This window comes from Vibrio sp. 10N.261.54.E10 (assembly GCF_002877735.2).
Taxonomy (GTDB): Bacteria; Pseudomonadota; Gammaproteobacteria; order Enterobacterales; family Vibrionaceae; genus Vibrio; species Vibrio crassostreae_C.
On record NZ_MCXE02000001.1, the window covers coordinates 2,402,973 to 2,429,791 of the forward strand.

21 protein-coding genes are annotated in these 26,819 nt (G+C 45.5%); 10 read left to right on the plus strand and 11 right to left on the minus strand.

From position 1 onward, the window contains the following. Positions 1–6 precede the first annotated feature (6 nt). The gene (gene mrcB, locus BCU07_RS10505) at positions 7–2,406 is read right to left on the minus strand and encodes a penicillin-binding protein 1B (protein ID WP_102331931.1); all 2,400 of its coding nucleotides are present in this window, start codon (positions 2,404–2,406) and stop codon (positions 7–9) included. Further along, a complete protein-coding gene (gene hrpB, locus BCU07_RS10510; RefSeq protein ID WP_102428502.1) occupies positions 2,403–4,901 on the minus strand; it encodes an ATP-dependent helicase HrpB in 2,499 nt (832 codons plus the stop codon). Before hrpB ends, mrcB begins: the two co-directional genes overlap by 4 nt. Positions 4,902–4,935: 34 nt before the next feature. On the opposite strand from hrpB, the gene sfsA reads away from it, so the two are divergent. From sfsA to panC, 7 genes are all read left to right on the plus strand, one after another. Continuing rightward, entirely contained in the window at positions 4,936–5,661 is a 726-nt protein-coding gene (gene sfsA / locus BCU07_RS10515) for a DNA/RNA nuclease SfsA (RefSeq protein ID WP_017066814.1), read from the plus strand. Positions 5,662–5,796: 135 nt separating this feature from the next. Then, on the plus strand, positions 5,797–6,243 hold the full coding sequence (gene dksA / locus BCU07_RS10520) for an RNA polymerase-binding protein DksA (protein ID WP_017059430.1): 447 nt from the start codon (positions 5,797–5,799) through the stop codon (positions 6,241–6,243). Between the two features lie 179 nt (positions 6,244–6,422). Further along, a complete protein-coding gene (gluQRS, locus tag BCU07_RS10525) occupies positions 6,423–7,298 on the plus strand; it encodes a tRNA glutamyl-Q(34) synthetase GluQRS (RefSeq protein WP_102428503.1) in 876 nt (291 codons plus the stop codon). Between the two features lie 183 nt (positions 7,299–7,481). Further along, a complete protein-coding gene (gene pcnB / locus BCU07_RS10530; protein ID WP_017059432.1) occupies positions 7,482–8,837 on the plus strand; it encodes a polynucleotide adenylyltransferase PcnB in 1,356 nt (451 codons plus the stop codon). After that, positions 8,834–9,319, plus strand: a complete 486-nt coding sequence (folK, locus tag BCU07_RS10535; RefSeq protein WP_004735459.1) for a 2-amino-4-hydroxy-6-hydroxymethyldihydropteridine diphosphokinase — start codon at positions 8,834–8,836, stop codon at positions 9,317–9,319. Before pcnB ends, folK begins: the two co-directional genes overlap by 4 nt. A 22-nt stretch (positions 9,320–9,341) precedes the next feature. After that, a complete protein-coding gene (panB, locus tag BCU07_RS10540) occupies positions 9,342–10,136 on the plus strand; it encodes a 3-methyl-2-oxobutanoate hydroxymethyltransferase (protein ID WP_017059433.1) in 795 nt (264 codons plus the stop codon). An 8-nt stretch (positions 10,137–10,144) separates the two neighbouring features. After that, positions 10,145–11,035 carry a pantoate--beta-alanine ligase gene (gene panC / locus BCU07_RS10545; RefSeq protein ID WP_017059434.1) on the plus strand — a complete coding sequence of 297 codons (891 nt, stop codon included), beginning with the start codon at positions 10,145–10,147 and terminating at the stop codon, positions 11,033–11,035. An 85-nt stretch (positions 11,036–11,120) separates the two neighbouring features. Here panC and BCU07_RS10550 read toward each other — a convergent pair whose 3' ends face one another. The 3 genes from BCU07_RS10550 to BCU07_RS10560 all read right to left on the minus strand — a co-directional run bounded on the left by BCU07_RS10550 (position 11,121) and on the right by BCU07_RS10560 (position 14,779). Continuing rightward, positions 11,121–11,891: an ABC transporter permease gene (locus BCU07_RS10550; protein ID WP_010435987.1), complete on the minus strand. Its 771-nt coding sequence runs from the start codon at positions 11,889–11,891 to the stop codon at positions 11,121–11,123. 1 nt (position 11,892) lies between these two features. Then, positions 11,893–12,810 carry an ABC transporter ATP-binding protein gene (locus tag BCU07_RS10555; RefSeq protein WP_017059435.1) on the minus strand — a complete coding sequence of 306 codons (918 nt, stop codon included), beginning with the start codon at positions 12,808–12,810 and terminating at the stop codon, positions 11,893–11,895. A gap of 337 nt (positions 12,811–13,147) precedes the next feature. Then, on the minus strand, positions 13,148–14,779 hold the full coding sequence (locus BCU07_RS10560) for a SulP family inorganic anion transporter (protein WP_017063247.1): 1,632 nt from the start codon (positions 14,777–14,779) through the stop codon (positions 13,148–13,150). 286 nt (positions 14,780–15,065) lie between these two features. Between BCU07_RS10560 and can the strand changes: the two genes are divergently transcribed. Next, positions 15,066–15,734, plus strand: coding sequence for a carbonate dehydratase (can, locus tag BCU07_RS10565; protein WP_017063246.1), 669 nt, complete (start codon positions 15,066–15,068; stop codon positions 15,732–15,734). Positions 15,735–15,808: 74 nt separating this feature from the next. Here can and hpt read toward each other — a convergent pair whose 3' ends face one another. Further along, the gene (gene hpt, locus BCU07_RS10570; protein WP_017059438.1) at positions 15,809–16,339 is read right to left on the minus strand and encodes a hypoxanthine phosphoribosyltransferase; all 531 of its coding nucleotides are present in this window, start codon (positions 16,337–16,339) and stop codon (positions 15,809–15,811) included. 337 nt (positions 16,340–16,676) lie between these two features. On the opposite strand from hpt, the gene BCU07_RS10575 reads away from it, so the two are divergent. Then, positions 16,677–17,282: a LuxR/HapR/OpaR family quorum-sensing transcriptional regulator gene (locus BCU07_RS10575; protein ID WP_102428504.1), complete on the plus strand. Its 606-nt coding sequence runs from the start codon at positions 16,677–16,679 to the stop codon at positions 17,280–17,282. Positions 17,283–17,474: 192 nt separating this feature from the next. Here the strand turns inward: BCU07_RS10575 and lpdA are convergent, their stop codons facing one another. The 5 genes from lpdA to ampD form a co-directional block, all read right to left on the minus strand. Beyond that, complete coding sequence (gene lpdA, locus BCU07_RS10580) at positions 17,475–18,905, minus strand: dihydrolipoyl dehydrogenase (protein WP_017059440.1); 1,431 nt, start codon at positions 18,903–18,905, stop codon at positions 17,475–17,477. A 242-nt stretch (positions 18,906–19,147) separates the two neighbouring features. After that, a complete protein-coding gene (aceF, locus tag BCU07_RS10585) occupies positions 19,148–21,052 on the minus strand; it encodes a pyruvate dehydrogenase complex dihydrolipoyllysine-residue acetyltransferase (protein ID WP_102428505.1) in 1,905 nt (634 codons plus the stop codon). Positions 21,053–21,082: 30 nt separating this feature from the next. Beyond that, a complete protein-coding gene (gene aceE, locus BCU07_RS10590; protein WP_017059442.1) occupies positions 21,083–23,746 on the minus strand; it encodes a pyruvate dehydrogenase (acetyl-transferring), homodimeric type in 2,664 nt (887 codons plus the stop codon). 62 nt (positions 23,747–23,808) lie between these two features. After that, the gene (gene pdhR, locus BCU07_RS10595; RefSeq protein WP_009847596.1) at positions 23,809–24,570 is read right to left on the minus strand and encodes a pyruvate dehydrogenase complex transcriptional repressor PdhR; all 762 of its coding nucleotides are present in this window, start codon (positions 24,568–24,570) and stop codon (positions 23,809–23,811) included. A gap of 441 nt (positions 24,571–25,011) precedes the next feature. Beyond that, positions 25,012–25,653 (minus strand): 1,6-anhydro-N-acetylmuramyl-L-alanine amidase AmpD, encoded by a 642-nt coding sequence (gene ampD / locus BCU07_RS10600; RefSeq protein ID WP_102428506.1) that lies wholly within the window; start codon positions 25,651–25,653, stop codon positions 25,012–25,014. Between the two features lie 83 nt (positions 25,654–25,736). On the opposite strand from ampD, the gene nadC reads away from it, so the two are divergent. Next, on the plus strand, positions 25,737–26,627 hold the full coding sequence (nadC, locus tag BCU07_RS10605) for a carboxylating nicotinate-nucleotide diphosphorylase (RefSeq protein WP_102428507.1): 891 nt from the start codon (positions 25,737–25,739) through the stop codon (positions 26,625–26,627). Positions 26,628–26,819 lie beyond the last annotated feature (192 nt).

Below are 26,819 nucleotides of genomic sequence, written 5' to 3' on the forward strand. Positions count from 1 at the left end.
ACGACTTTACCACTGAAAAAGCTTTTTTAGCCACTGTTTTGGTTGACTTTCACAACCCTTTTTAATGTTTCCATTCTCATCCCAAACCGGCAGTTTAACCGTACCGTCACAGTCAAACTCTAAAGCCCCTTGAGAAGTTCGAGTAAAACTTGCCGTCGTAATGCCATTCGGCCAAGGCAACAGTAACTGCTCTGGAGTTCGATGTTTCAGATAATCGGCATAGACACGTAGCGCACCACTAGAGCCCGTGAGTTTAGTCGGCTTATTATCATCGCGCCCTAGCCAGATGGTAGTGACTTCGCGACCATCAACACCCACGAACCAACTGTCTCGGCTGTCATTACTAGTGCCAGTTTTACCAGCTAACCCTGCCCATGCAAACTGACCTTGTAGGAAACGGCCCGTGCCTTCCGACACGCCACGTTTCATTGCATAGGTTGTAAGCCAAGCGGCTTGCTGGTCAACGCTTTGTGATACACGAGGGATCGACTGATACAGAACCTCGCCATCGTTATCAACAACTGAGCGAAGCGCAGACAAAGGTGCTATACGCCCAGAATTGGTAATGGTTTGATACATCTGCGCAACTTGGAACGGAGTCAGTGAGAACGAACCCAAAAACATCGACGGCACTGGACGAATCTCATTTTTATCGACCCCCAGTTTTCCAATCGTATCCGAGACACTATCAATGCCTAATTGCATGCCTAAACGAACAGTAGGTACGTTGTAAGACTTAGAAAGCGCCACATACAAAGGCACATCGCCACGGAACTTACGATCGAAGTTTCTCGGGCTCCACACGCTACCTTTACTGCCTTTCAAGCTCAGTGGCGTGTCTTTCAATGTTGTCGCCAACGTGTACTTCTGAGGCTGCTCTAGTGCGGTTAAGTAAATTGCAGGCTTGACCAAAGAACCAATTGGGCGACTCGCGTTCAAGGCACGGTTAAAGCCATCGTAGCCAGTACGCTTACCACCGACCATCGCCCGGATTTCACCGGTATTTCTATCCACGGCAATAGCTGCTGCTTCCAGCTTATTACCTGCGGTTTTCGATAAATCAGGCACCTTACGAGCAATCGACTTCTCTAACTTGTCTTGAGATACCGGATCCAGAGAGGTAAAGACTCGAATCCCTTTTTTCGCCTCAAATCGATCGCCGACATACTTCTTAAGCTCAATGTTTACTTGTTGGAAATAAGCGGGCTGACGGCTAGCAATGCGTGGGTTGTCTTGAATATCCAAATCACGACTCGCCGCCTCTTCGTATTGTCGCGGAGTTAAGATGTCTTGTTGCATCAATAAGCGAAGAACCAGATCGCGTCGAGTCTTAGCACGCTCAGGATAGCGAACCGGATTGTAATACGACGGTCCTTTCACCATACCCACCAGCAGTGCTAGCTGATCGATGCGCAGCTCTTGAATAGGTTGACCAAAATACAAACGAGACGCTAAACCGAAGCCATGAATCGCTTGCCCACCATTCTGTCCAAGATAAACCTCATTTAAGTAAGCCTCTAGGATACGGTCTTTGCTGTAACGATGGTCTAAGATAAGTGCAATGTAGGCTTCACGAACCTTACGCCACAATGTACGTTCACTGGACAGGAACAGGTTTTTTGCCAACTGTTGTGTCAGCGTACTACCACCTTGTACCGTTCGCCCAGCTTTGACGTTAACGACCATTGCACGAGCGATGGCCAGTGGCGACACACCATCGTGTTGATAGAAGTTTCGGTCTTCGGTTGCCAGTAAGGCATCAACCATCACTTCTGGGAACTGATTGCGTTTTAAGAACAGGCGCTGCTCATCGTTACTTTTCTCAAGCATGCCAAGCATTTTCGGTTCAACACGCAGGTAGCCCATGTCGCCTTTCTTCTCCAGCGACTGAATGCGAGTTAATTCGTTACCATTGAAGTGCAGCATCACATGACGATCCGCTTCCGGTCCATCAACAAACTCGAACGGACGACGAATCATTTCAATCTTGGTCGAAGAAGAAGAGTATTCGCCTGGGTGACGAGGCGCGTTCACCTTACGGTAATTAAGTACATCGAGCTCATTCTTAACCTGAACCAAACTCACCGGAGTTCCCGGAGACAGGTCTAGCACTCGCGCATAAACCACGGTTGGCAAATCAAACAGCTGACCTTCAAAGCGCTGTTTGACCACAGAATCAAGATAAATACCGACGAACAACAGCAATGCCGCAAGCGCTAAGCCCGCTTTCCAAGAAATGCCCCATAGGATCTTCAACCAACCTCTTTTGCCAGATTTCTTAGCCTTAGGTTTGGTCTTTTTCGCAGCCGCTCTTGGTTTTCTTGGCTTGGCTTTGGTCGCTGGTGACTTCTTTGCTGGCGCTTTTTTAGGTGGTGCCTTTTTTGGCGTTAACATTTTGGTCATCATCGATTCAACTGTCGTTTGGTTTTAGTGGTTGCTACATGGTTAGCAGGGTCATCCGGCCAAGGATGTTTTGGGTAACGGCCCTTCATCTCTTTTTGTACTTCTTTGTACGCGCCAGCCCAAAAGCCAGCTAAATCTTGAGTAATTTGTAGTGGTCGCTGTGCTGGAGAAAGGAGCTCAAGCACTACTTTTTTACGCCCTTGCGCGATCAATGGCGAGTCTTGTTCGCCAAAGACTTCCTGCATTCGCACTGAGATCACTGGTTCAGATTGATATTGATAACGAATGGCCTTCTTGCTGCCTGTTGGCATCAGATAGTGCGTTGGCAACCATTGGTCGATTTCTTGATTCAAAGGCCAACCAAGATAAGCCGACAATGCTTGCTCAATCGAAACACTAGACAGTCCTTTTACCGACTTAATGCCATTCAGATAGGGGGATAGCCACTCATCAAGGTGTTCAATCAAACTCGCATCGTCCATCGCTGGCCAATCATGCTCAGGCATCCAAAGCTCTGCACAGCGTACACGCTCAACCAACTGCTTAGCCGAAGCTGTCCAATTTAAGCGATCCAACCCACATCGAGCGACATAATTGAGCAGCGCTTGGCTCGCCTGATTCGCATCGGGATCAGGTAAAGCTTTGGTGCTGATAATCAACTTGCCCAGAGATACACGCTGCTCAGCAACTAAACGGCCACGTTTCTCATCCCAATCGGCGTAATCGGAACGCACAAACAGTTTTGGAAATTCAGCTTCTAACTGTGCGATATCAACCGCGGTGGCTAAGAAAATCTGACTGGCTCGCCCTGTGCTGCGCATCAAATCAATCACTACGATATAGTTATTGTTCGCCAGTGGATCATCATCACGAACCTCAGCACCGTGGCCATTCGCCAAAAGGAAAGCACTGCTGGTCGCGCTTCTCACTTGTGCAATCCGGTCTGGGAAGGCAAAACAAAGCACTAATGGTAGCAATGATTCGTCAGCTTGTGACAAATCTAAGTGATGATTGAGTTTGCTCGCGAGACTTTTCGCTCGCTGCATCACAACGCTATTTTTGGAATGTTTTCTTTGCTTAAGTCGATGCAAAGAGTGTTGAATATCCGTCACATTGCGCTCCGGCTCTTCCAGCAAAGCAGCAGCAACAACCGCGACATTCAACAGAGCAGGACTACCTTGCTGCGCTTTAACCAACATGCTGGCAATACGAGGCTCTAGACCTAAACGTTGGACCTGTTTTCCTAATGCCGTAAATTGACCATTATCGTCTAACAATTCAAGAGTCTGTAAGAGTTGCTTGGCTTGCCCGATAGAAGCTTTGGGTGGAACGTCTAACCATTGCAGTTCATCAGCACTCGCAGCGCCCCATTGCGTCAATTCAGACACCAGCGAAGACAAATCAGAATGAAGAATTTCAGGTTCTGGTATAGCTGGTTGCTGCATCAGCTGCGTTTCGCTGTACAAACGAACGCACAAGCCCTCTTCAATTCGTCCCGCACGGCCCGCTCGTTGTTCAGCTGAAGATTGCGAGATTTTCACTTGCTCAAGCTTAGTAATACCGGTTTTCAGATCGAACTTCGCCACACGTTCAAGCCCGGAATCAACCACCAATCGAATACCTTCAATCGTCAAAGAAGTCTCAGCAATATTGGTCGCTAACACCACCTTTCGACGCCCTTTCTCTGATGGCGCGATCGCTTTCTGCTGTTGAGAAAAGCTGAGTTGCCCATACAGAGGACACACATCGATATCATTGGCGAATTGTTCTAGTTGAGATTCCACCTGCTTAATCGCAGAAACGCCCGGCAAAAAGGCCAGAAGTGAGCCTGACTCTTTCTCCATCAGAGAGCGAATCACGTTAGCCATTTTAGGGGCTAGATATTCATTTGCACTAAGAGGCTGATAACGGAAATCGACCGGAAAGGTGCGACCTTGTGATTCAACGTATTTGGCATCCGGTAGCAAAGTTTGTAGCGCTTGTTGATCTAAGGTTGCCGACATCACAACCACTTTTAGATCGTCACGCAGCGCGTCTTGGATCTCTAAGCTAAACGCCAATGCGGTATCTGCGTGAATGCTGCGTTCATGAAATTCATCAAAGATCACCATATCAACCCCTGTCAATTCAGGGTCGGTTTGGATCATTCTTGTCATGATCCCTTCAGTAACAATCTCTAAGCGAGTCGTACTGCTGCTTTTAGATTCACCACGAACTCTAAAGCCAATGCTCTCTCCCACCTTTTCTCCCAATTGGCTCGCTAAGTAAGTAGCAATATTCCTTGCAGCCAAACGCCTCGGTTCAAGCATGATGATTTTGCCTTGAACGGCGTTGGTCTTAACTAACTGTAAAGGGAAGAATGTTGACTTACCCGCACCGGGAGCGGCCTTTAGAATAAGTTGAGTGTGTGTTTCTACGCCAGCGAGCAGATCTGGCATCACAGCTTCTATGGGCAGTTGTGGCAATGGGAGAACCTTGTGGTGTAATGTTGGCAACATTGTACATAAAAACCTACCTGTCTAAATAAGTAATATGCACTTCAATCCTCCATTAGAGCCAGCGACTCTTATTAAACGCTATAAACGCTTTCTCACTGACATCCAACTTCCAGACGGTAGCGAGCGCACTATCCACTGCGCTAACACTGGAGCGATGACAGGATGTGCGACTCCTGGCAATACGGTGTGGTACTCAACCTCCGATAATGCAAAGAGAAAGTACCCAAACAGCTGGGAGATCTCAGAAACAGACAAAGGTCATCGTATTTGTGTAAATACTGCGCGGGCAAACCAGCTAGCAGTGGAAGCAATTGAAAATGGGACTATAGTTGAACTCTTAGGTTATAACGCGTTACGAACCGAAGTGAAATATGGCAGTGAGAATAGTCGCATTGATATTCTGCTTGAAGATAACGAAAAGCCGCCTTGCTATATCGAAGTGAAAAGCGTCACGTTGCTCGACGAGCAAGAAACGTCAACTAAAGGGCAAGGTTTTTTCCCTGATGCGGTCACAACCAGAGGCCAAAAACATCTGCGTGAACTCACAGAAATGGTCGAATCTGGAAATAGAGCCGTACTTTTATTCACTGTTTTACATTCAGGTATTGAAAAAGTGTCTGCGGCACACCATATAGACGCCAAATATTCGTTATTACTAAAACAAGCACAAGACGCTGGAGTTGAAGTGCTTTGCTATAAAGCAGAGCTCAGCAGTACTCAAATACAACTAAAACAAGCTGTTGAATTTATCAATAGCTAAGCAAAGATGCTGAACTAATCACATTGATTGCAAGTTTGAATAAGAGTATTTGCCACCATTCGTTCTTTCTGCTATAGATACCCGCCTTAAAATTAGCTGCTTTGCAGTTGACTAGGTGTAAATAGGAGATGCTGTATGCCAGAATCTAAGAAAAAAGCGCTAGGCATCCTAGCCATCGCAGGTGTTGAACCGTACCAAGAGAAGCCAGGTGAAGAGTACATGTCACTTGAGCAAACGGAACATTTTACAAAAATTTTAGCAGCTTGGCGCAACCAGCTCAGGGAAGAAGTTGATCGTACTGTGCACCACATGCAGGACGAAGCAGCGAATTTCCCAGACCCAGTTGACCGTGCTTCTCAAGAAGAAGAATTCAGCTTAGAGTTACGTAACCGTGACCGTGAACGTCGTCTTATCAAAAAAATTGAGAAGACATTAGACAAGATCGAAGAAGACGATTTCGGCTTCTGTGATTCTTGCGGTATCGAGATTGGCATTCGTCGCCTTGAAGCTCGTCCAACTGCTGATCTTTGTATTGACTGTAAAACACTTGCAGAGATCAAAGAAAAACAGATGCAAGGTTAATTCTTGCAGATGTAAAGAAAGGGAGCCTTGGCTCCCTTTTTTGTTTGTTATCCAAGCGAAGTATTTCACACGCTTGATAGTAAATAGCAGCTTTAAGCCTTAGTTCTAGGCATTAAAGCTCTTGTCAAACGTCTTAAGAATCGGCTACTGCGGTACCATTTAGATTAGGTTGTTCACTCATGAATTATATCGGGCGCTTTGCACCATCACCGTCAGGTCCTCTTCATTTTGGCTCACTTGTTGCTGCTCTTGGTAGCTACTTTCAAGCGAAATCTAACCAAGGAAAATGGTTAGTTCGTATGGAAGACCTCGACCCACCAAGAGAAATGGCCGGCGCTGCAGACCTCATTCTTAAGACGCTTGAGGCTTACCATCTATTTTGGGATGGTGAAGTCGTCTATCAAAGCCAACGTCATGACTTGTATCAAGCTCAAATCGATCAATGGGTTGCTGACAATCAAGCCTACTACTGCCAATGCACCCGCAAGCAGATAAAGGCTTTGGGCGGCTTTTACAATGGTCACTGTCGAGATGTAGGCCTAATCGATTCAGGTGAACAGGCGGTGCGCTTGTGCATGGACTTTCCAGTGGAGTCCTTTGATGATGTTCGCCACGGCACCATTCAAATCCCTAAAGCACTAGCTGAAGAAGATTTTATTATTAAACGCAGAGATGGATTGTTTGCCTATAACTTGGCCGTTGTTCTTGATGACATCGACCAAGGAGTAACAGAAGTCGTAAGAGGCGCAGACCTTATAGAACCAACAGGTCGACAAATCAGTTTGTATAAGACGCTCAAGCAAAAAACAGTGAGCTACTTGCACTTACCATTGGCAACCGATGGCTTGGGGAATAAACTGTCAAAACAGAACCATGCCACCGCGATAGATCTCGACAACCCAAAACCAACGTTACTCAACGCGATGCGATTCTTAGGTTTTGATATCCCGACGGCTCTTTGTGAGGCTTCAATGGATGAGATTTTATTGTGGGGCTGCCAGCAATGGAACGTCAGTCAGTTACCTGATAGTTTACAAAAAGAGCACTGTAATTAGCTCGAAACTCACGGCAAATAGCAAAAACGACACATAAAAATGCCATAACCAACCACTGTGGTTAAGCAGACGATGTTCTCAAATGGCTCGCGCTAAGCTATTATTAGCCGCAATTAAACTCTGCACTACCACTTTGGACTAAGAGAAAAACAAAGTTGGCGATACCTACTTTGTTCTAAACTAATGAATACAAACGACAATACCCCAAGCGAACAACGCGGATTCCACGAATTAGCTCTGAATATTTATACTCGTCAAGAGCACAATATTTCACGCAAGCAGATCAGCGACAACGCACTAAAAGTGCTATATCGCCTGAATGGTGCGGGTTTTGACGCATTTCTAGTCGGTGGTGGTGTGCGCGATATCTTATTAGGCTCTCAGCCAAAAGATTTTGATATTGCGACCAACGCAACGCCAGAGCAAATCAAACACCTCTTCAGAAACTGTCGTCTTATCGGTCGCCGTTTCCGCTTGGCACATATCATGTTTGGTCGCGACATCATTGAAGTGGCAACTTTCCGTGGTCACCACCAAGAACCATCGAAGAACGTTTCTGCACAATCGAAAGAAGGCATGCTACTTCGCGATAACGTGTACGGCAGTGTTGATGAAGATGCAGAGCGTCGTGATTTCACAATCAACGCGATGTACTACAACATTGCAGACTACAGCATCCACGATTACGCGGGTGGTGTAGAAGATTTAGAAGATAAACTGATCCGCCTGATTGGCGATCCAGAAACGCGTTACCGCGAAGACCCAGTACGTATGCTACGTGCAATGCGCTTCGCCGCTAAACTGGATTTCGACATCGAAGAAGACACGGCTGACCCGATTGAAGAGTTAGCTCACCTTCTAAGAGATATCCCAGCAGCGCGCCTTTACGAAGAGTCTCTGAAATTACTGCAATCAGGTCACGGTTTAGAAACCTACCACTTGATGCGCGAGTACAATCTATTCCAACAGATGTTCCCAGCGGTAGCGGAGCACTTCACCGAAGATTACGACTCACACACAGAGCAGATGCTTGATTTGGTTCTCGATTCAACCGACCTTCGCATCGAAGATGGTAAGCGAGTAAACCCAGCATTCATGTTCGCAGCGATGCTTTGGTACCCAATGAACAAGCTGGCAGACAAACTTGTCGCTGAACAGGGTATGGCACACTACGATGCGATCATGGAAGCGAGTAACATCATTCTAGATCAGCAAGTAAAGTCTATTGCGATTCCTCGTCGTCACACAGCAACCATTCGCGAAGTTTGGCAACTGCAACTTCGACTGCCTCGTCGCAACGGTAAACGCGCTGTTCGTCTAATGGAATTAAACAAATTCCGTGCAGGCTACGATTTCCTAGAAATGCGTGGTGAGATTGAAGGTGGCGAAACCAAAGAGTTAGCAAAATGGTGGGAGCGTTATCAGACTGCAGGTCGTAACATGCGTCAAGCAATGGCTAACGACGTTGCAGCACCATCAAAGTCAGGCCATCGTCGCCGTAAGACTTACCGAAACAAAAAGAGTAAGCAATCAGAATGATAACTGCTTACATTGCGGTCGGCAGCAACCTTGCCGACCCAGTTAGCCAAGCAAATTTGGCTATCGAAACGCTAAAAAGCCTACCGCGATCAACGTTTATTGCGACCTCTCAGCTATATAGTAGCACTCCAATGGGACCGCAAAATCAACCAGACTACATCAACGCGGTAGTCGCTATCCAAACCGAATTAACGCCAATTGAACTGCTTGATTGCACTCAAAAGATCGAACTAGAGCAAGGGCGCGTCCGTAAAGACGAACGTTGGGGACCAAGAACCTTGGATCTCGACATTGTGCTATACGGCAATGAGGTGATCGATTCAGAGCGCTTAATCGTTCCTCATTATGGAATGAAAGAACGAGAGTTTGTACTCTACCCGCTTGCTGAAATCGCACCAAGTTTACAACTCCCTGATGGGACTGAGCTGACAGAACTACTGAAAATAGTAGATAAGAACGGGCTCAATGTTTGGCAACAATAGCCAAGCGCATTAAGGAAAACCAATGAAAAAAGTAACCATTAACGACCTGATCAAATGCAAACGTGAAGGCCGTAAATTTGCGACTTCGACAGCTTATGATGCGAGCTTTGCTCAATTATTCGAAAGCCAAGAAATGCCAGTTCTGCTTGTCGGTGATTCACTGGGTATGGTTTTACAAGGCCATAACGATACATTACCAGTAACCGTTGAAGACATTGCTTACCATACTCGCTCAGTGCGTGCTGGTAGCCCAAATTGTCTTCTTATGGCTGACATGCCTTTCATGAGCTACGCGACGCCAGAACAAGCTTGTGAGAGCGCAGCGACTTTGATGCGTGCTGGTGCGAACATGGTAAAAATCGAAGGCGGAAGCTGGTTGGTTGATACTGTGAAGATGCTAACAGAACGTGCAGTACCAGTATGTGCACACTTAGGCTTGACGCCCCAGTCTGTGAACATTTTTGGTGGTTACAAGATTCAAGGTCGTGACGACGAGCAAGCCGACAAAATGGTTGCTGACGCGTTAGCACTGCAAAACGCAGGCGCTCAAATCGTTCTACTTGAATGTGTGCCAGCTTCATTGGCAAAACGAATTACAGAAGCTTGTGACGTACCGGTTATCGGTATCGGCGCAGGTAATGTTACCGATGGTCAGATCTTGGTTATGCATGACATGTTCGGTATTTCTGCGAACTACATGCCGAAGTTCTCTAAGAACTTCCTAGCAGAAACAGGTGATATGCGTAAGGCAGTAGCTCTATACAAAGAAGAAGTAGAGAGCGCGCGCTTCCCTGATGAAGCTCATACAATCGCTTAGGAGTAAGTATGCAAACTTTTGCTGAAATAGCGGCTCTTCGTGAGCAGATTAAACAGTTTAAGCGTGATGGACGTACGGTTGCTTTTGTACCGACAATGGGAAACCTGCATGAAGGCCACCTGACTCTGGTAAAGAAAGCTCGTGAACTGGCCGACATCGTTGTGGTAAGCATCTTTGTAAACCCAATGCAGTTTGACCGTGCAGACGACCTAAACAACTACCCTCGAACGTTAGAAGCAGATTTAAGCAAACTAACAGGTGAAGGGGTTGAGCTAGTATTTACACCAACGCCAGAGGTGATGTACCCAGATGGATTAGACAAGCAGACGTTTGTTGAGGTCCCTGGCATATCTCACATGCTTGAAGGTGCCTCTCGTCCAGGTCACTTCCGTGGTGTATCAACCATTGTCACTAAACTGTTTAATATCGTTCAGCCAGACTTTGCATGCTTCGGCGAGAAAGACTTTCAGCAACTTGCTGTTATTCGCCAGATGACCACTGATTTAGCATTAGACATTGAAGTTGTCGGCGTTGCGACCGTTCGTGAAATGGATGGTTTGGCAATGAGCTCTCGCAATAGCAACCTAACGATTGACGAGCGCCAACGAGCGCCCGTTTTAGCGCGTACTATGCGCTGGATCAGCAGCGCTATTCGTGGTGGTCGCGATGATTACGCATCAGTGATTGAAGATGCTACTGACCAGCTACGCGCTGCAGATCTTCAACCTGACGAAATCTTCATTTGTGATGCTAAAACTCTGCAAGCGATCACTTCAGAATCAACTCAAGCAGTGATTCTAATGTCGGCTTTCCTAGGTAAGACGCGTCTTATCGATAACCAAGTTCTCGATTTGGTAACGGAAACCAAAGAAGAAGTGAAAGAAGAAACGACTGAATAGTCGGCTTCTGCTCTTAACGCAAAACAAAAAAAGGTCGATGTTATATCGACCTTTTTCTTTACCTGTTACTTAGATGAACCAAAGGTTAGCTACGTAAGCCAATACCCTTTGTCACTAGGTAGTGTGCAATGCCATACAACAGCACGATAAACACACCTAGTACGCCAAACGACGTCACGATCCCCACATCAGACACACCCAAGAAGCCATATCTGAACGCGTTAACCATGTACACGATAGGGTTCAACTTCGATACTCCTTGCCAGAATTCAGGCAATAGACTGATCGAGTAGAACACACCACCAAGGTACGTCAGCGGCGTTAAGATAAAGGTTGGGATAATAGAGATATCATCAAACGTGCGTGCGAATACCGCGTTAATCAAGCCACCCAAAGCGAATACTACCGACGTTAAAAATACCGTCGCAATGATCACGCCCCAATGGTCAACTTGTAAGTCGACAAAGAACAACGACACGAAGGTTACTATGGTACCCACTAACAAGCCACGAACCACACCACCCATTACGAAGCCGGCGATAATCACGTAGTTAGGAACAGGCGCTACAAGCAGCTCTTCAATGTTCTTCTGGAACTTGGCACTAAAGAACGATGAAGCAACGTTGGAATATGAGTTGGTGATCACCGACATCATGATCAGACCGGGAACAATGTATTCCATGTAGCTAAAGCCGTTCATTTCACCAATACGCGCACCAATCAGGTTACCGAAGATGATGAAGTAAAGCGTCATGGTAATCGCTGGCGGCACCAGAGTCTGCACCCAGATACGAGTAAAGCGATTGATCTCTTTGGTCAACAAACTGCAGAAAGCGGTCCAATATAGGCTGTACATATTATTTACTCCCCTCACGGACGATACTCACAAATAGCTCTTCTAGACGGTTTGCTTTGTTACGCATAGAGAGGACTTTAACCTGTTGCTCGCTCAATTGAGCAAAGATGGTATTCAAACCTAGGTTCTTGTCGATTTCGATTTCTAGCGAGCCATTGACCATCACTTGGCTATTCACGCCTTCAAGCTTAGGTTCAGTCGTGCCCTCTTCCAGATCCAGAATAAAGGTCTCAGCACTCAATTTGCCCAACAGCGCTTTCATTGTTGTGTTCTCAATCAGCTCACCGCGATTGATGATACCAATGTTGCGACACAGCATTTCTGCTTCTTCTAGGTAGTGCGTGGTCAAGATAATGGTAATGCCCTGCTTCTCATTGATCTCTTTTAGGAATTCCCACATTGAACGACGTAGTTCAATATCAACGCCTGCTGTCGGTTCATCAAGGATCAACAAATGAGGTTCATGCATCAATGCACGCGCGATCATCAAACGACGCTTCATACCACCAGACAAGTTACGCGCGCGTTCGCCACGCTTTTCCCACAGATCGAGTTGAGATAGGTACTTTTTCGCTCGCTCTTTCGCTAATGCTTTTGGCACGCCGTAATAACCCGCTTGTTGCAGCACGATCTGTTCAACGGTTTCAAACGGGTTAAAGTTAAACTCTTGAGGCACAAGGCCTAAGTTCTGCTTCGCCAATTCCAGATCGGTATCAATGTCGTAGCCGAACACTTTAACCTTGCCTGACGTTTTATTTACCAGTGAAGAGATAACACCAATGGTGGTTGATTTACCCGCACCATTGGGACCAAGTAGTGCGTAAAAGTCGCCTTTTTCTACTTGTAAACTAACGCCCTTAAGAGCCTCGAAGCCCCCAGCATAAGTTTTTCTTAATTGCTCAATTTCTAATGCATACATAGAGATAGACTGCCATTTGCTATAGATAAGATGTAGACGGCCGAGCTTGAGGAAGAGAGTAATGCTTAAAACGAACTAGCTGAAAGCTAACCCAAGATTTGTTTACTCGGCCATTTTGCGAACAAGTTTATCGTTGATTGACGATGAATACAAATATCGTGTGAGAGTTTCTTTCGAAAACAAATAAGCGTCTTGGCTACGTGAAGACTAAATCAACGTTCAATAAATATAAAAATGCCGCTAAGTGATTCACTTAACGGCATTAATGATCAGTCTTGAAGTGAGCGTCTATGGCTTATTCATATCAGGTCATTCATATCAGCTTATTACTGAAAAATTAAACTGACTCAAATTGATGCTCATCTCTGTCGACATAGCTTGTTGCTGCCGTCAGGGCTTCATATCTGAATCGATAAGTGTTGGATTCAGGTACTAGGTCAATCACGTGGAACTTCTCTAGTTGTTGACGAGTATTCTCATTAGGACACAGCAGATACACCTCACACTGCGCATCCAATGCATCTTTAATCGCATTCTCTAGCGCTAGGCCAACAGTGACATCAATCATAGGTACATCTGTCAGGTCTAGAATCATCGCTTCATAGTCAGAGATACTTGAGTGCTGACGTGAAATCGCCTTTGAAACGCTGAATATCATCGGCCCTGATAGGTAGAAGAATAGCACCTTACCATTGGCACTATCGAGTAACTGACGTTCGCTATCAGTCAATGGGATATCGTCTTCATCATCACCATCACTGATCGCCTTAACTTGTCTGGCTTGCTCTCGGCTTAATCTTTCAATAATCAGAATATTCGAGATAAACACACCCAGTCCAACGGCAATAATCAAGTCAACAAACACAGTCAATAGCATCACGCCGTACATCACGCCCATGCCGGCATAGCTAACCTTGTGCGCGCGCTGGATAAAGCTCCAATCTAGGATATTGAAACCAACATACATCGCGATACCAGCCAGCACTGCCATAGGAATCGGTTCTGTTAAACCACCTGCAACCAATACCACGAGCGCAAGTACTAAAGCTCGAATAACACCTGAAAGCGGAGAACGCGCTCCCACCTGAATATTGGTTACAGTCCCCATAGTGGCACCCGCGCCAGGTAGTGCACCAAACAGGCCAGAGATCATATTGGCAATGCCTTGGCCACGAAGCTCTTTGTCTGAGTCATGCTCTTTACGAGTCAATGAATCTCCGATAACCGCGGTCAAAAGCGTATCAATACAACCTAATGTACCAAGCACCAAGGCATCGATAACCATAGTAGTAAACTGTTCAGCGCTGATCGTAGGGATAACGAGGGAAGGTAAACCAGCTGGGATTTCACCAATACGGCGAATAGAGTCGGTATCAAAAATAATGACGGACAAGAGCGTTACAGCCACTAACGCGACCAGTTGAGCAGGCACATACTTACGATACTTAGCGGGGAAGCCAAAAAGAATACCGAGTGTCAGAGCACCTAGAAATAGCTCACTCACTTTTAAGTTTGCTAGCGTATCAGGTAAAGCAGAGAGCGTGCCCATTACACCACCGGATGGAGCGGCATGCCCTAACAATGGAGACAGCTGCAAGATAATCAGAATAACGCCAATGCCCGACATGAATCCGGAGATCACGCTATATGGCATCAAAGTGACGTATTTTCCTAGCTTTAACGTACCAAGTAATATCTGGAATGCACCGGCCATCATCACGACAGTAAAGGTCATTGCCATACCCGTTTCAGGATATTTAGCAACCATACTCGTCATTACGGCAGTCATGATCACCGTCATCGGGCCGGTAGGTTCAGAAATCAAACTACTCGAACCGCCAAACAATGCTGCAAATAGGCCAACCATAATGGCGCCCCACAAGCCAGCTTCAGCTCCCGCGCCAGAAGCGACACCAAATGCCAATGCTAAAGGTAACGAGATGATGGCTGTAGTTACACCGCCAAACATATCCCCTTTGAGATTGATATCCGTAAAACGACTTCCAAACAAAACACACCTTCCTGATGATGAAATGACAAACCTTATCACTTTAGCAAATGTATCAAGTGTTCTGAAAGTGTTAATTCAATCACATTATTCATGTCTTATAACCGGATTATTGATAGTGGGCTAAGTTTATGATTTTCCGTACTAGAACACGTCAGATGAGTACATTTTGACGCAGTTTTTACGAGATTGAATTTGTAACATTGTGTATAGTTAAGCATCTTAATTGAGGGATGTAAGAAGCAAGATGCCAGAAATAAAACAGCTTTTTGAGAACAATTCCAAATGGTCTGAAGAAATTCGCTCTGAAAGACCTGAGTATTTTACAACGCTTGAAGAGGGTCAAAGCCCTGGTTTTCTATGGATAGGTTGTTCAGATAGCCGAGTTCCAGCCGAGCGCCTGACTGGCTTATATTCTGGAGAACTGTTTGTTCACCGAAACGTGGCCAACCAAGTGGTTCATACAGACCTAAACTGTCTATCTGTTGTTCAGTACGCAGTAGATGTGCTTAAAGTGAAACACATTATTGTCTGTGGTCACTACGGTTGTGGCGGTGTTAACGCGGCGATTGATAACCCTAAACTTGGTCTTATCAACAACTGGTTACTGCACATCCGTGACAATTACCTAAAATACCGCAAGCAAATCGAGGGGCTTCCTCGTGAGCAATGGGGTGACAAGTTATGCGAAATTAACGTCGCAGAACAGGTTTATAACCTAGGTAACTCAACCATTATGCAAAATGCGTGGGAGCGTGGCCAAGACGTTGAAATCCATGGTGTGGTTTATGGTATTGGCGATGGCAAGCTACAGGACCTTGGCGTACGTTGCTCAAGTAACGATACTTTAGAGAACAGTCACTTAGATGCATTAAACAAGATCTTAACGACGCCTCTTCTTAGTCAACAAAGCTAACCCATTCCGTCATATATACAAAAAGCCCGCATCAAGCGGGCTTTTTAATGACTTCTAAACCACAAGCGTAATGATTACTCTTGAGGTACTACCTTACCGATGTACGGTAGGTGACGATATTTTTGTGCGTAGTCGATACCAACACCAACAACAAACTCGTCTGGGATCTCAAAACCAATCCATTTTGTATCGACAGTCACTTCACGGCGAGAAGGCTTGTCTAATAGCGTACAAATTTCGATAGACTTAGGACCACGTAGGCTCAGAATCTCTTTTACTTTAGTCAGCGTGTTACCTGTATCGATAATATCCTCTACAAGTAGAACGTCTTTACCTTGGATATCATCATCAAGATCTTTCAAAATACGAACATCACGTGAGCTTTCCATGCCGTTGCCGTAGCTAGACGCGGTCATGAAATCAACTTGGTGAGTTAAATCGATAGCACGAGCAAGATCTGCCATAAAGACAAAAGATCCACGCAATAAGCCAACTAAAACTAGATCTTCACTACCGTTGTAGTGTTCCGTGATCTGTTTGCCTAGTTCGTTCACTCGATCCTGAACTTCTTGCTCAGAGATCATGACTTCAACTGTATGCTTCATACTGCTCTCATTCTATTTGGTGATTGCGACGAATGTTGACAGTTTCGTCAGTTGTGTCGCTCAATTTTGTGCGTAAGTCTAGCACTGCTCAAATACCCACACCACCTTATGGTTCGAATTTACTGTCAGATTCTCCACGAAATGTGCGCTGGTGCCTTATCCAATACTCGTCTCCTTTCACATCAATGCTGATCACGCTTTATGTATCAAGTTTGATGTAACTGTCTATAAAACAAGCTCAAAGGATTGACCATTCGCATATGCACCATTACACTCATCTTGGATTAAATAATAATAAAATCATTAATATAAAAATTTCGTTGGCAAGGAAAATAAAATGGACTCAATATCTAAGAGACCTAGAACTAGGCTTTCACCTTTAAAAAGAAAACTTCAATTGATGGAAATCGCTCTTGAGGTATTCTCTCGCCGCGGTATCGGTCGTGGTGGACACGCTGATATTGCAGACATCGCTCAGGTGTCTGTAGCAACAGTATTTAATTACTTCCCTACCCGTGAAGATCTGGTTGATGAAGTGCTTAATCATGTTGTACGCCAATTCTCTAACTTCCTTTCAGACAATATCGATCTGGATATTCACGCAAAACAAAACCTACATAATATTGCGACTGAAATGGTGACGTTAGTGGCTCACGATAGCCATTGGTTGAACGTATGGTTTGAATGGAGCGCTTCGACTCGTGATGAAGTATGGCCTCTATTCGTAACCACCAACCGCACTAACCAAATGTTAGTACAAAACATGTTTAGTAAAGCGATCGAACGCAGCGAAGTTTGCGACGATCACGATCCTAAACATCTAGCGAACCTATTCCACGGCATCTGCTACTCACTGTTCATTCAAGCGAAACGTGTAGAAACGCCAGAAGAGCTTTCAAGCTTAACGGATAGTTACTTGAACATGCTGTGCATTTATAAGTAGATTCGAGTAAATAATTTAAGGGTTGGCCTAATCGGTCAACCCTTTTTTTGTAGAATGGAATGGCTCTTCGCATCCCGAAGCGCAGCGTACTCGCATCTCGGAGTGAAACGTTACTGTTCCTTACTTCAGATATAAAAAAACCGCTGACGAATCAGCGGCTTTTAAAAACATTAGCGAGTGGCTAAAGAAGGATTACTTCTTCTTTTTTACTGCTTTCTTATTTGGAAGGTCAGTGATTGAACCTTCGAATACTTCCGCAGCTAGACCAACAGACTCGTGTAGAGTTGGGTGAGCGTGGATAGTAAGTGCGATATCTTCTGCATCACAACCCATTTCGATCGCTAGGCCGATTTCGCCAAGAAGTTCACCACCGTTAGTACCAACAACAGCACCACCGATTACGCGATGAGTATCTTTATCGAAGATCATCTTAGTCACGCCGTCTGCACAGTCAGAAGCGATTGCACGACCAGAAGCAGCCCAAGGGAAAGTAGCAACTTCGTAATTGATGCCTTCAGCTTTCGCTTCTTTCTCAGTCTTACCTACCCAAGCAACTTCTGGCTCAGTGTACGCAATTGATGGGATTACTTTAGGGTCGAAGTAGTGCTTCTTACCAGAGATAACTTCAGCAGCTACGTGACCTTCATGCACACCTTTGTGAGCAAGCATTGGTTGACCAACAACATCACCGATCGCGTGGATGTGAGGAACGTTAGTACGCATTTGCTTATCAACATTGATGAAACCACGCTCATCAACTTCGATACCCGCTTTTTCAGCGTCGATAAGTGCACCGTTTGGAACACGACCGATAGCAACAAGAACAGCATCGTAGCGTTCAGCTTCAGCTGGTGCTTTTTTGCCTTCCATTGAAACGTAGATACCGTCTTCTTTTGCTTCAACAGCAGTCACTTTAGTTTCAAGCATTAGCTTGAACTTGTTCTTAATGCGCTTAGTGAAAACTTTAACGATGTCTTTATCCGCAGCAGGGATAACTTGATCGAACATCTCTACAACTTCAACTTTAGAACCTAGAGAGTGGTAAACCGTACCCATCTCAAGACCGATGATACCGCCGCCCATGATAAGCAGTTTTTCAGGTACTTCGTTTAGTTCTAGTGCATCCGTAGAATCCCAAATACGTGGGTCTTCATGTGGGATGAAAGGAAGTTTGATTGGGCGAGAACCCGCAGCAATGATTGCGTTGTCGAAGTTAACAGTTGTTGCTTCGCCTTCGCCTTCAACAAGAATGCTGTTAGGACCAGTGAACTTACCGAAACCGTTAACAACAGTAACGTTACGCATCTTAGCCATACCGCCAAGACCGCCAGTTAGTTGATCAACTACTTTTTCTTTCCAGATACGGATCTTGTTTATGTCCGTTTGTGGCTCGCCGAATACAACGCCGTGCTCTGCCATCGCTTTAGCTTCTTCGATTACTTTAGAAACGTGAAGAAGTGCTTTTGATGGAATACAACCAACGTTTAGACATACACCACCAAGAGTGCTGTAACGTTCAACTAGTACTGTTTCTAGACCTAAATCCGCACAACGGAATGCCGCTGAGTAACCAGCAGGACCTGAACCAAGTACAACAACTTGGGCTTTAATTTCTTTGCTCATTGTGACCTCTTGTAGTCATTATCCCTAACAGGCTGAGTAGATGTTCTTAAAATTATTGGGCTTTCAAACAGGAAACATTTTACAGAGATGTTAACAGTGTGAAAGTAGCTTTAAGTTAGCCTGTGAGCTAGACAACAATTCCCCATCAGATTATGAGAAATGCAGGAAACTGTTGTCTAAAAATAGTCTTTATATAAAGAATTAAGGTGACCCGAAAGTCACCTTAATAATTACTTTCTCAATTACAGTACTAGACGACGAATGTCAGATAGTGCGCTGTTTAGGAAAGTAATGAAGCGTGCACCTTCAGCACCATCGATCACACGGTGGTCGTATGATAGAGACAGTGGAAGCTGTAGACGTGGTTGGAACTCTTTACCATTCCAAACTGGCTTAATTTCAGACTTAGATACACCTAGGATACCTACTTCTGGAGCATTTACGATTGGAGTAAATGCAGTGCCGCCAATACCACCAAGGCTAGAGATTGTGAAACAACCGCCTTGCATGTCTGCCGCTGTTAGCTTACCAGAACGTGCTTTCTTAGAAACAGCCATTAGCTCTTCAGATAGCTCGTAAATGCCTTTCTTGTTCACGTCTTTGAAGACAGGAACAACTAGACCGTTTGGTGTATCAACAGCGATACCCACGTTTACGTACTTCTTAAGAATGATGCTTTCGCCATCTTCAGAAAGAGAAGAGTTAAACGCTGGGAATGCTTCTAGCGCTTTAGCAACAGCTTTCATGATGAACACAAGTGGAGTGATCTTCATGCCAGTGTCTTTCTTCGCTTCGATTGCGTTCTGTTCTTTACGGAATGCTTCTAGCTCAGTGATGTCTGCGTTGTCCCATTGTGTAACGTGAGGGATCATTACCCAGTTACGGTGCAGGTTAGCACCAGAGATCTTCTTAATCTTAGAAAGCTTCTGAACTTCAGTTTCGCCGAACTTGCTGAAGTCAACTTTTGGCCATGGTAGTAGACCAAGAGCAGAACCGTCGCCGCCTTTGCCAGATGCAGCTGCACCAGACTCAAGACGCTTAAGTGCATCTTTAACGTAAGACTGAACGTCTTCTTTAAGGATACGGCTCTTACGACCAGTACCTTTAACCTTAGAAAGGTTAACGCCAAATTCACGAGCTAGACGACGAACTACTGGAGAAGCGTGCGCGTAGTCACCGTTCTCTTGGAAGTCGCCAGCTGCTGCAGGTGCTTCTGCTTTAGGAGCAGGTGCCGCCGCTGGAGCTGCTGCTTGTGCTGGAGCGGAAGCCGCTACTGCTACTGGAGCTGCGCCTTCCACCGGAGTGCCGGCCACGACGAAAGTCATGATTAGAGAGCCAGTTGACACTGTGTCGCCAGCTGCAATCTTGATTTCTTTTACTGTACCAGCGAATGGTGCAGGAACTTCCATTGAAGCTTTGTCGCCTTCAACAGTAATTAGAGATTGCTCTTCTTCTACTGTATCGCCAACTGCTACCATGATTTCAGTAACTTCTACTTCGTCACCACCGATATCAGGAACGTTTACTTCTTTTTCAGCTGATGCTGCTGGAGCCGCTGCAACTGGTGCCGCCGCTGGAGCAGGAGCTGCTGCAACTGGAGCGCCAGAACCTGCCACTTCAAATACCATCACTAGAGAACCAGTAGATACTGAATCACCAGAAGCGATCTTGATTTCTTTAACGATACCAGCGAATGGTGCAGGTACTTCCATTGAAGCCTTGTCACCCTCAACAGTAAGAAGAGATTGCTCTTCTTCTACTGCGTCACCGATAGCTACCATGATTTCGGTTACTTCAACTTCATCACCGCCGATATCAGGAACGTGAACTTCTTTAAGTTCTGCCGCTGCTGCCGCTGCAGGCGCAGCTACTGGAGCTGCCTCTGCTGCTGGAGCAGGTGCAGCTTCAGCTGCACCCTCGGCTTCGAAAATCATGATAAGAGAACCAGTAGAAACTGAATCGCCTTCAGCTACTTTGATTTCTTTAACAATACCTGCTTGAGACGCTGGAACTTCCATAGAAGCTTTGTCGCCTTCAACAGTGATCAGAGACTGCTCTTCTTCAACCTTGTCGCCAACGCTTACAAGAATCTCAGTAACTTCAACCTCATCCGCACCGATGTCAGGTACATTAATTTCGATTGCCATTGCTTATTTACCTTCTAGTTAAGCGCTGTATTAAGCGTATTGTGGGTTTGTTTTTTCAGTGTCGATATCGAATTTAGCAATTGCTTCAACAACTACAGATTTCTCGATGTCACCACGTTTAGCCAGTTCAGTTAGAGCTGCAACTACGATGTAGCCAGCGTTAACTTCGAAGTGACGACGTAGGTTTGCACGGCTGTCAGAGCGGCCGAAACCATCTGTACCAAGTACTTTGTAAGACTCAGTTGGCATGTACGCACGTACTTGCTCAGCGTAGTTCTTCATGTAGTCAGTCACTGCGATTGCAGGTTCTTTACCAAGAACAGTCGTGATGTACGGTACTTTCTCTTCAGCTTCTGGGTGAAGCATGTTGTCACGCTCTACCGCTTGGCCGTCACGAGTTAGTTCGTTGAACGACGTTACTGAGAATACGTCAGATGCTACGCCGTACTCTTCGCTTAGAATTTCAGCCGCTTTACGCGCTTCGTTCATGATAGTACCAGAGCTCATTAGTTGAACTTTGCCCTTAGCACCAGCGTGAGATTCAAGCTTGTAGATACCTTTACGGATGCCTTCTTCAGCGCCTTCTGGCATTGCTGGCATTGCGTAGTTCTCGTTCATTACTGTTAGGTAGTAGTAAACGTTCTCTTGCTCAGGACCGTACATGCGACGGATACCGTCTTGCATGATTACCGCTAGCTCGTAAGCGAACGTTGGGTCGTAAGAGATACAGTTAGGGATAGTGTTCGCTTGGATGTGCGAGTGACCATCTTCGTGCTGTAGACCTTCACCGTTCAGTGTTGTACGACCTGCAGTAGCACCTAGTAGGAAGCCACGAGCTTGTTGGTCGCCTGCTAGCCATGCCATGTCACCAATACGTTGGAAACCGAACATTGAGTAGTAGATGTAGAACGGGATCATCGGTAGATCGTTTGTGCTGTATGAAGTTGCAGCAGCAACCCATGAAGCCATAGAACCTAGTTCGTTGATACCTTCTTGAAGAACTTGACCAGACGTTGCTTCTTTGTAGTAAGAAACGATGCCTTTATCTTCAGGTGTGTATTCTTGACCGTGTGGGTTGTAGATACCAACCTGACGGAATAGACCTTCCATACCGAATGTACGAGCTTCATCACAGATGATAGGAACGATGTTCTTACCAATGTTCTTATCTTTAAGAAGGATGTTTAGCGTACGTACATAAGCCATAGTTGTAGAGATATCACGCTTCTGTTCACCTAGTAGAGGTGCGAATGCGTCTAGCTCAGGAACCTTGAACTCTTGAGTAAACTTAGGAAGACGTGCAGGTGTGTAACCGTGTAGAGCGTTACGACGAGCGTGCATGTATTCGTACTCAGGCGTACCTTCTTCCAATTTCAGGTAAGGAAGTTCAGCGATCTTCTCATCTGAAAGGATGTCTTCTAGGCCTAGGCGATCACGTAGGTGTTGAACATGAGTCATGTCCATTTTCTTAACACCGTGTGCAATGTTCTTACCTTCAGCTGCATCACCCATGCCGTAACCTTTAACAGTCTTAGCTAGGATTACAGTTGGCTTACCGTTTGTCTCTTTAGCATTGTTGAATGCAGCAAACAGTTTAGAAGAATCGTGACCACCACGCTTAAGAGCGAAGATTTCGTCATCAGTCATGTCTGCAACTAGTGCAGCTGTTTCTGGGTACTTACCAAAGAAGTGCTCACGTACGTATGCGCCATCTTTAGATTTGAATGTTTGGTAGTCACCATCGATAGTTTCGTTCATTAGTTGAAGAAGCTTACCAGTAGTGTCTTTAGCTAGTAGAGAATCCCAGTTGCTACCCCAGATAACTTTAACAACGTTCCAACCTGCACCTTTGAATAGGCCTTCAAGTTCTTGGATGATGCTACCGTTACCCATTACAGGGCCGTCTAGACGCTGTAGGTTACAGTTGATTAGGAAACATAGGTTATCTAGCTTCTCACGCGCAGCGAAAGAGATAGCACCACGTGATTCTGGCTCATCCATCTCACCGTCACCTAGGAACGCGTATACGCGTTGCGCTGAAGTTTCTTTCAGGCCACGGCCGTCAAGGTACTTAAGGAAGCGCGCTTGGTAGATAGCAGAGATAGGGCCAAGACCCATAGATACTGTCGGGAACTGCCAGAACTCAGGCATCAGTTTCGGGTGCGGGTAAGAAGGGATACCTTTACCATCAACTTCTTGACGGAAGTTATCTAGCTGTTCTTCAGTTAGACGACCTTCAACGAATGCACGAGAGTAGATACCTGGAGAGATGTGACCTTGGTAGTAAACTAGATCGCCACCGTCTGTCTCGTTTGGAGCACGGAAGAAGTGGTTGAAACATACTTCGTAGAACGCTGCTGCTGACTGGTAAGAAGCCATGTGACCACCAAGGTCTAGGTCTTTCTTAGAAGCACGCAATACGATCATGATTGCGTTCCAGCGAATAATCGAACGAATACGACGCTCAAGAGTTACGTCACCAGGGTAAGCTGGCTCTTGTGCTGCTGGAATTGTGTTGATGTAGTTTGTGTTGATGCCTGTAGCCATATCAACACCATCTAAACGCGCTTTATCTAGAACTTGTTCTAGTAAAAACTGTGCACGTTCTACACCTTCTTCACGTACTACTGACTCAAGAGCTTCTAACCAATCTTGAGTTTCCAGAGCATCAACGTCATGCTTCATGTCAGACATGGCGATCTATCCTTTTTGTTAGTTGGATTCTACTAAACACGTAAATAGCCGAAGTATTACGGCTATTTACCCTGTTGAATTCGACGTAAAGAACGTTCGCGGCGCGATTCTTCTTTGGTCAAATCCATCAATGTTTCTTCGATGTAAGCTAAATGAGAATGTGACATTTCACGCGCCTGTTCTGGCTGCCCTGAAACGATCGCATCTACAATGTTAGCTCGATGTATACTCACTTTCTCCACAACGTCTTTACGACGATGCAACAGCTTTAAATTTTCTAAGACATTTTGTTCGAGTAACGGAGCCAAGCTACGAACAATGTGCAATAACACCACATTGTGCGCTGCCTCTGTTAAAGCAATAAGAAAAGCCATCACTGCTGCAGATTCGGCTTCAATATCACCCTTATCTTGCGCACCGCGAATTTTTTCTTGGCATGCTTGAATTCGAGCAAAGTCTTCATCAGTGCCACGCAATGCCGCGAAGTAAGCCGAAATCCCTTCCATCGCATGACGCGATTCCAACAAGTCTAGTTGGGTTTCAGAATGGGACGACAACAAATTAAGCAAAGGATCTGAAAAGCTTTTCCAGATATTTTCGCTAACAAACGTACCTCCACCTTGACGGCGAGTAAGCAAGCGTTTTGCTTCTAAACGTTGTATCGCTTCTCGGATCGAAGGTCGAGACACATCGAACTGTTTCGCCAGTTCGCGCTCAGGCGGCAGCTGCTGCCCTGGAGCCAGTGTTCCTTCCACTATCAACCTTTCTAACTCTTGTTCGATAACATCGGAGAGTTTTGGCTGACGAATCCTTTGATAAGCCATAGTTTGTTGTTCTTCTTTTTCTTCGCTGACAATTGGTAATACCAATTTTAAGTTGGGCAGAAATTAACATAATTAAAACGCCACTGTCCAGCCTAAAATTGACCTGCATCATAGAATACAGCGTGAATTAACCATGATTTAACAAATGAAATTTAAAACAGCAACCAAATTGGTCTTACCATTTACAGGGGTAATACTTTTGGGGAGTGTTCGTGCTAGAAAGTTTCAGGATAAAAATGAATTGTTTCAGAAAGATTAGCGTCACTTGTTTAAAAACCGAACCAAGCGCACATTTAGGGTGGAAATTCTGTTCATAAGTTTTAATAAATGAGTGTTTGATAAGTTCGTCACACTCTCAATTTATTGATGCGCTTCTCTCCACCACTTTCTTTACATCGCAACAACAAAAATTCACAAGTCATTATGCCAGGCGTTGACTATTCAACGCCCACCAGCGGTAAGGCCATCGTCAAAAACGGAGGCTTGAACTTTGAGATTTTTTTTAAACTTCTGCCAATCGAACACCAAGCCAGGGTCAGTTTTACGCAGAGGCGCTATGTATTGATGGCCAGTGATACGTTCGCTGGTGATTTGAGGGAACGTAGATACGATCGTTGCTGTTAGTTGGCTAAGCGCTTGATACTGCTGCTCGGTGTAAGCCACAAAATCACTGCCTTCCAGTTCAATACCAATCGAATAGTCATTACAACTTTCACGCCCTGAAAAACTCGACTGGCCAGCATGCCAAGCTCGGTCAAGAAACGAAACGAACTGCACCACTTCCCCATCGCGACGAATCAAACAGTGCGCCGATACGCCCATTTGGTGAATCACCTTAAAAAATGGATGTTCCGAAGCGTCGAGTTTACCCGTAAAAAATTGTTCGATGTAAGGCCCACCAAATTGACCCGGAGGCAAGCTAATGTTGTGAACCACCAGCAGAGAAATATCCTCGACGCTAGGCCTAGCATCAAAATACGGGGAAGGAACATGCCGAGCGTTGTCGTGCCATCCGTTGGAGCTGATCGTCATCTTGGTCTCACTTTCTTTTCTGCTAGCACAATAAGATGTGACCTTGCCCATAGAGCAGTCGCGCTAGCCTCTTTAATTTGAAGTTAAGCAAGAGTATCATTCCATTCCCACTCCCTTTCAAGATTAGATTTGCGATGAAAAACACACATAACAGCCACCAACGCCTTGACTACTTAAAAGAACAACTGCCTCTAGAGATCACTCGTGCAGTAGCCGAGACTATCAAAGAAGACCTAGGTGGCACGTTAGATCCAGCGACTGACATCACAGCAAGTCTAATCCCAGCAGACGCAATCAACAGCGCAACCATCATTACTCGTGAGCACGGTGTGTTCTGTGGTAAAGCTTGGGCTGATGAAGTGTTTAAGCAACTGGGCGGTGAAGTGACTATCGAGTGGAATGTAGAAGATGGCGATAAGGTTGAACCAAACCAAACACTTTGTACCTTAACAGGTCCAGCACGCGCGCTATTAACGGGTGAGCGCAACGCAATGAACTTCATTCAAACGCTATCTGGTTGTGCGACTACGACGGCTACCTACGCGGACAAAATCAAACACACAGAGTGCCGCCTGTTAGATACTCGTAAAACGATACCTGGCCTGCGCAGCGCACTAAAATACGCAGTCGCTTGTGGCGGCGGTTTCAACCACCGTATTGGGGTTTTCGATGCTTACCTAATCAAAGAAAACCACATCATCGCTTGTGGTGGTATTGAGAAAGCTATTTCAACAGCAAAAGAGCTAAACCCGGGTAAGCCTGTAGAAGTGGAAACTGAGAGCCTAGAAGAGCTAGAGCAAGCGATCAGCGCTGGCGCAGACATCATCATGCTAGATAACTTCACCACAGACATGATGCGCGAAGCGGTTAAAATCAATGCGGGCCGCGCTGCATTAGAAAACTCAGGTAACGTCACATTAGACACTATCGCAGAGTTCGCTGAAACGGGTGTTGATTACATCTCGGTAGGTGCGCTGACTAAGCACCTAAAAGCAATGGATCTATCAATGAGATTCAAAGCGTAATTGACTGAATAATAATTAATTTCTGTAAAGGCACTGTTGATAACGGTGCCTTTTTTATTGCCTGAATTATCAGTATTTCAAGCAGTTATTTAAGCTGATCGCATAATTTTGCCTGCTATATGAAACACTACACCAATAAATACAAAACCACTCGCGACCACACCTGAACACCATTCCACTCCCCCATCTCAA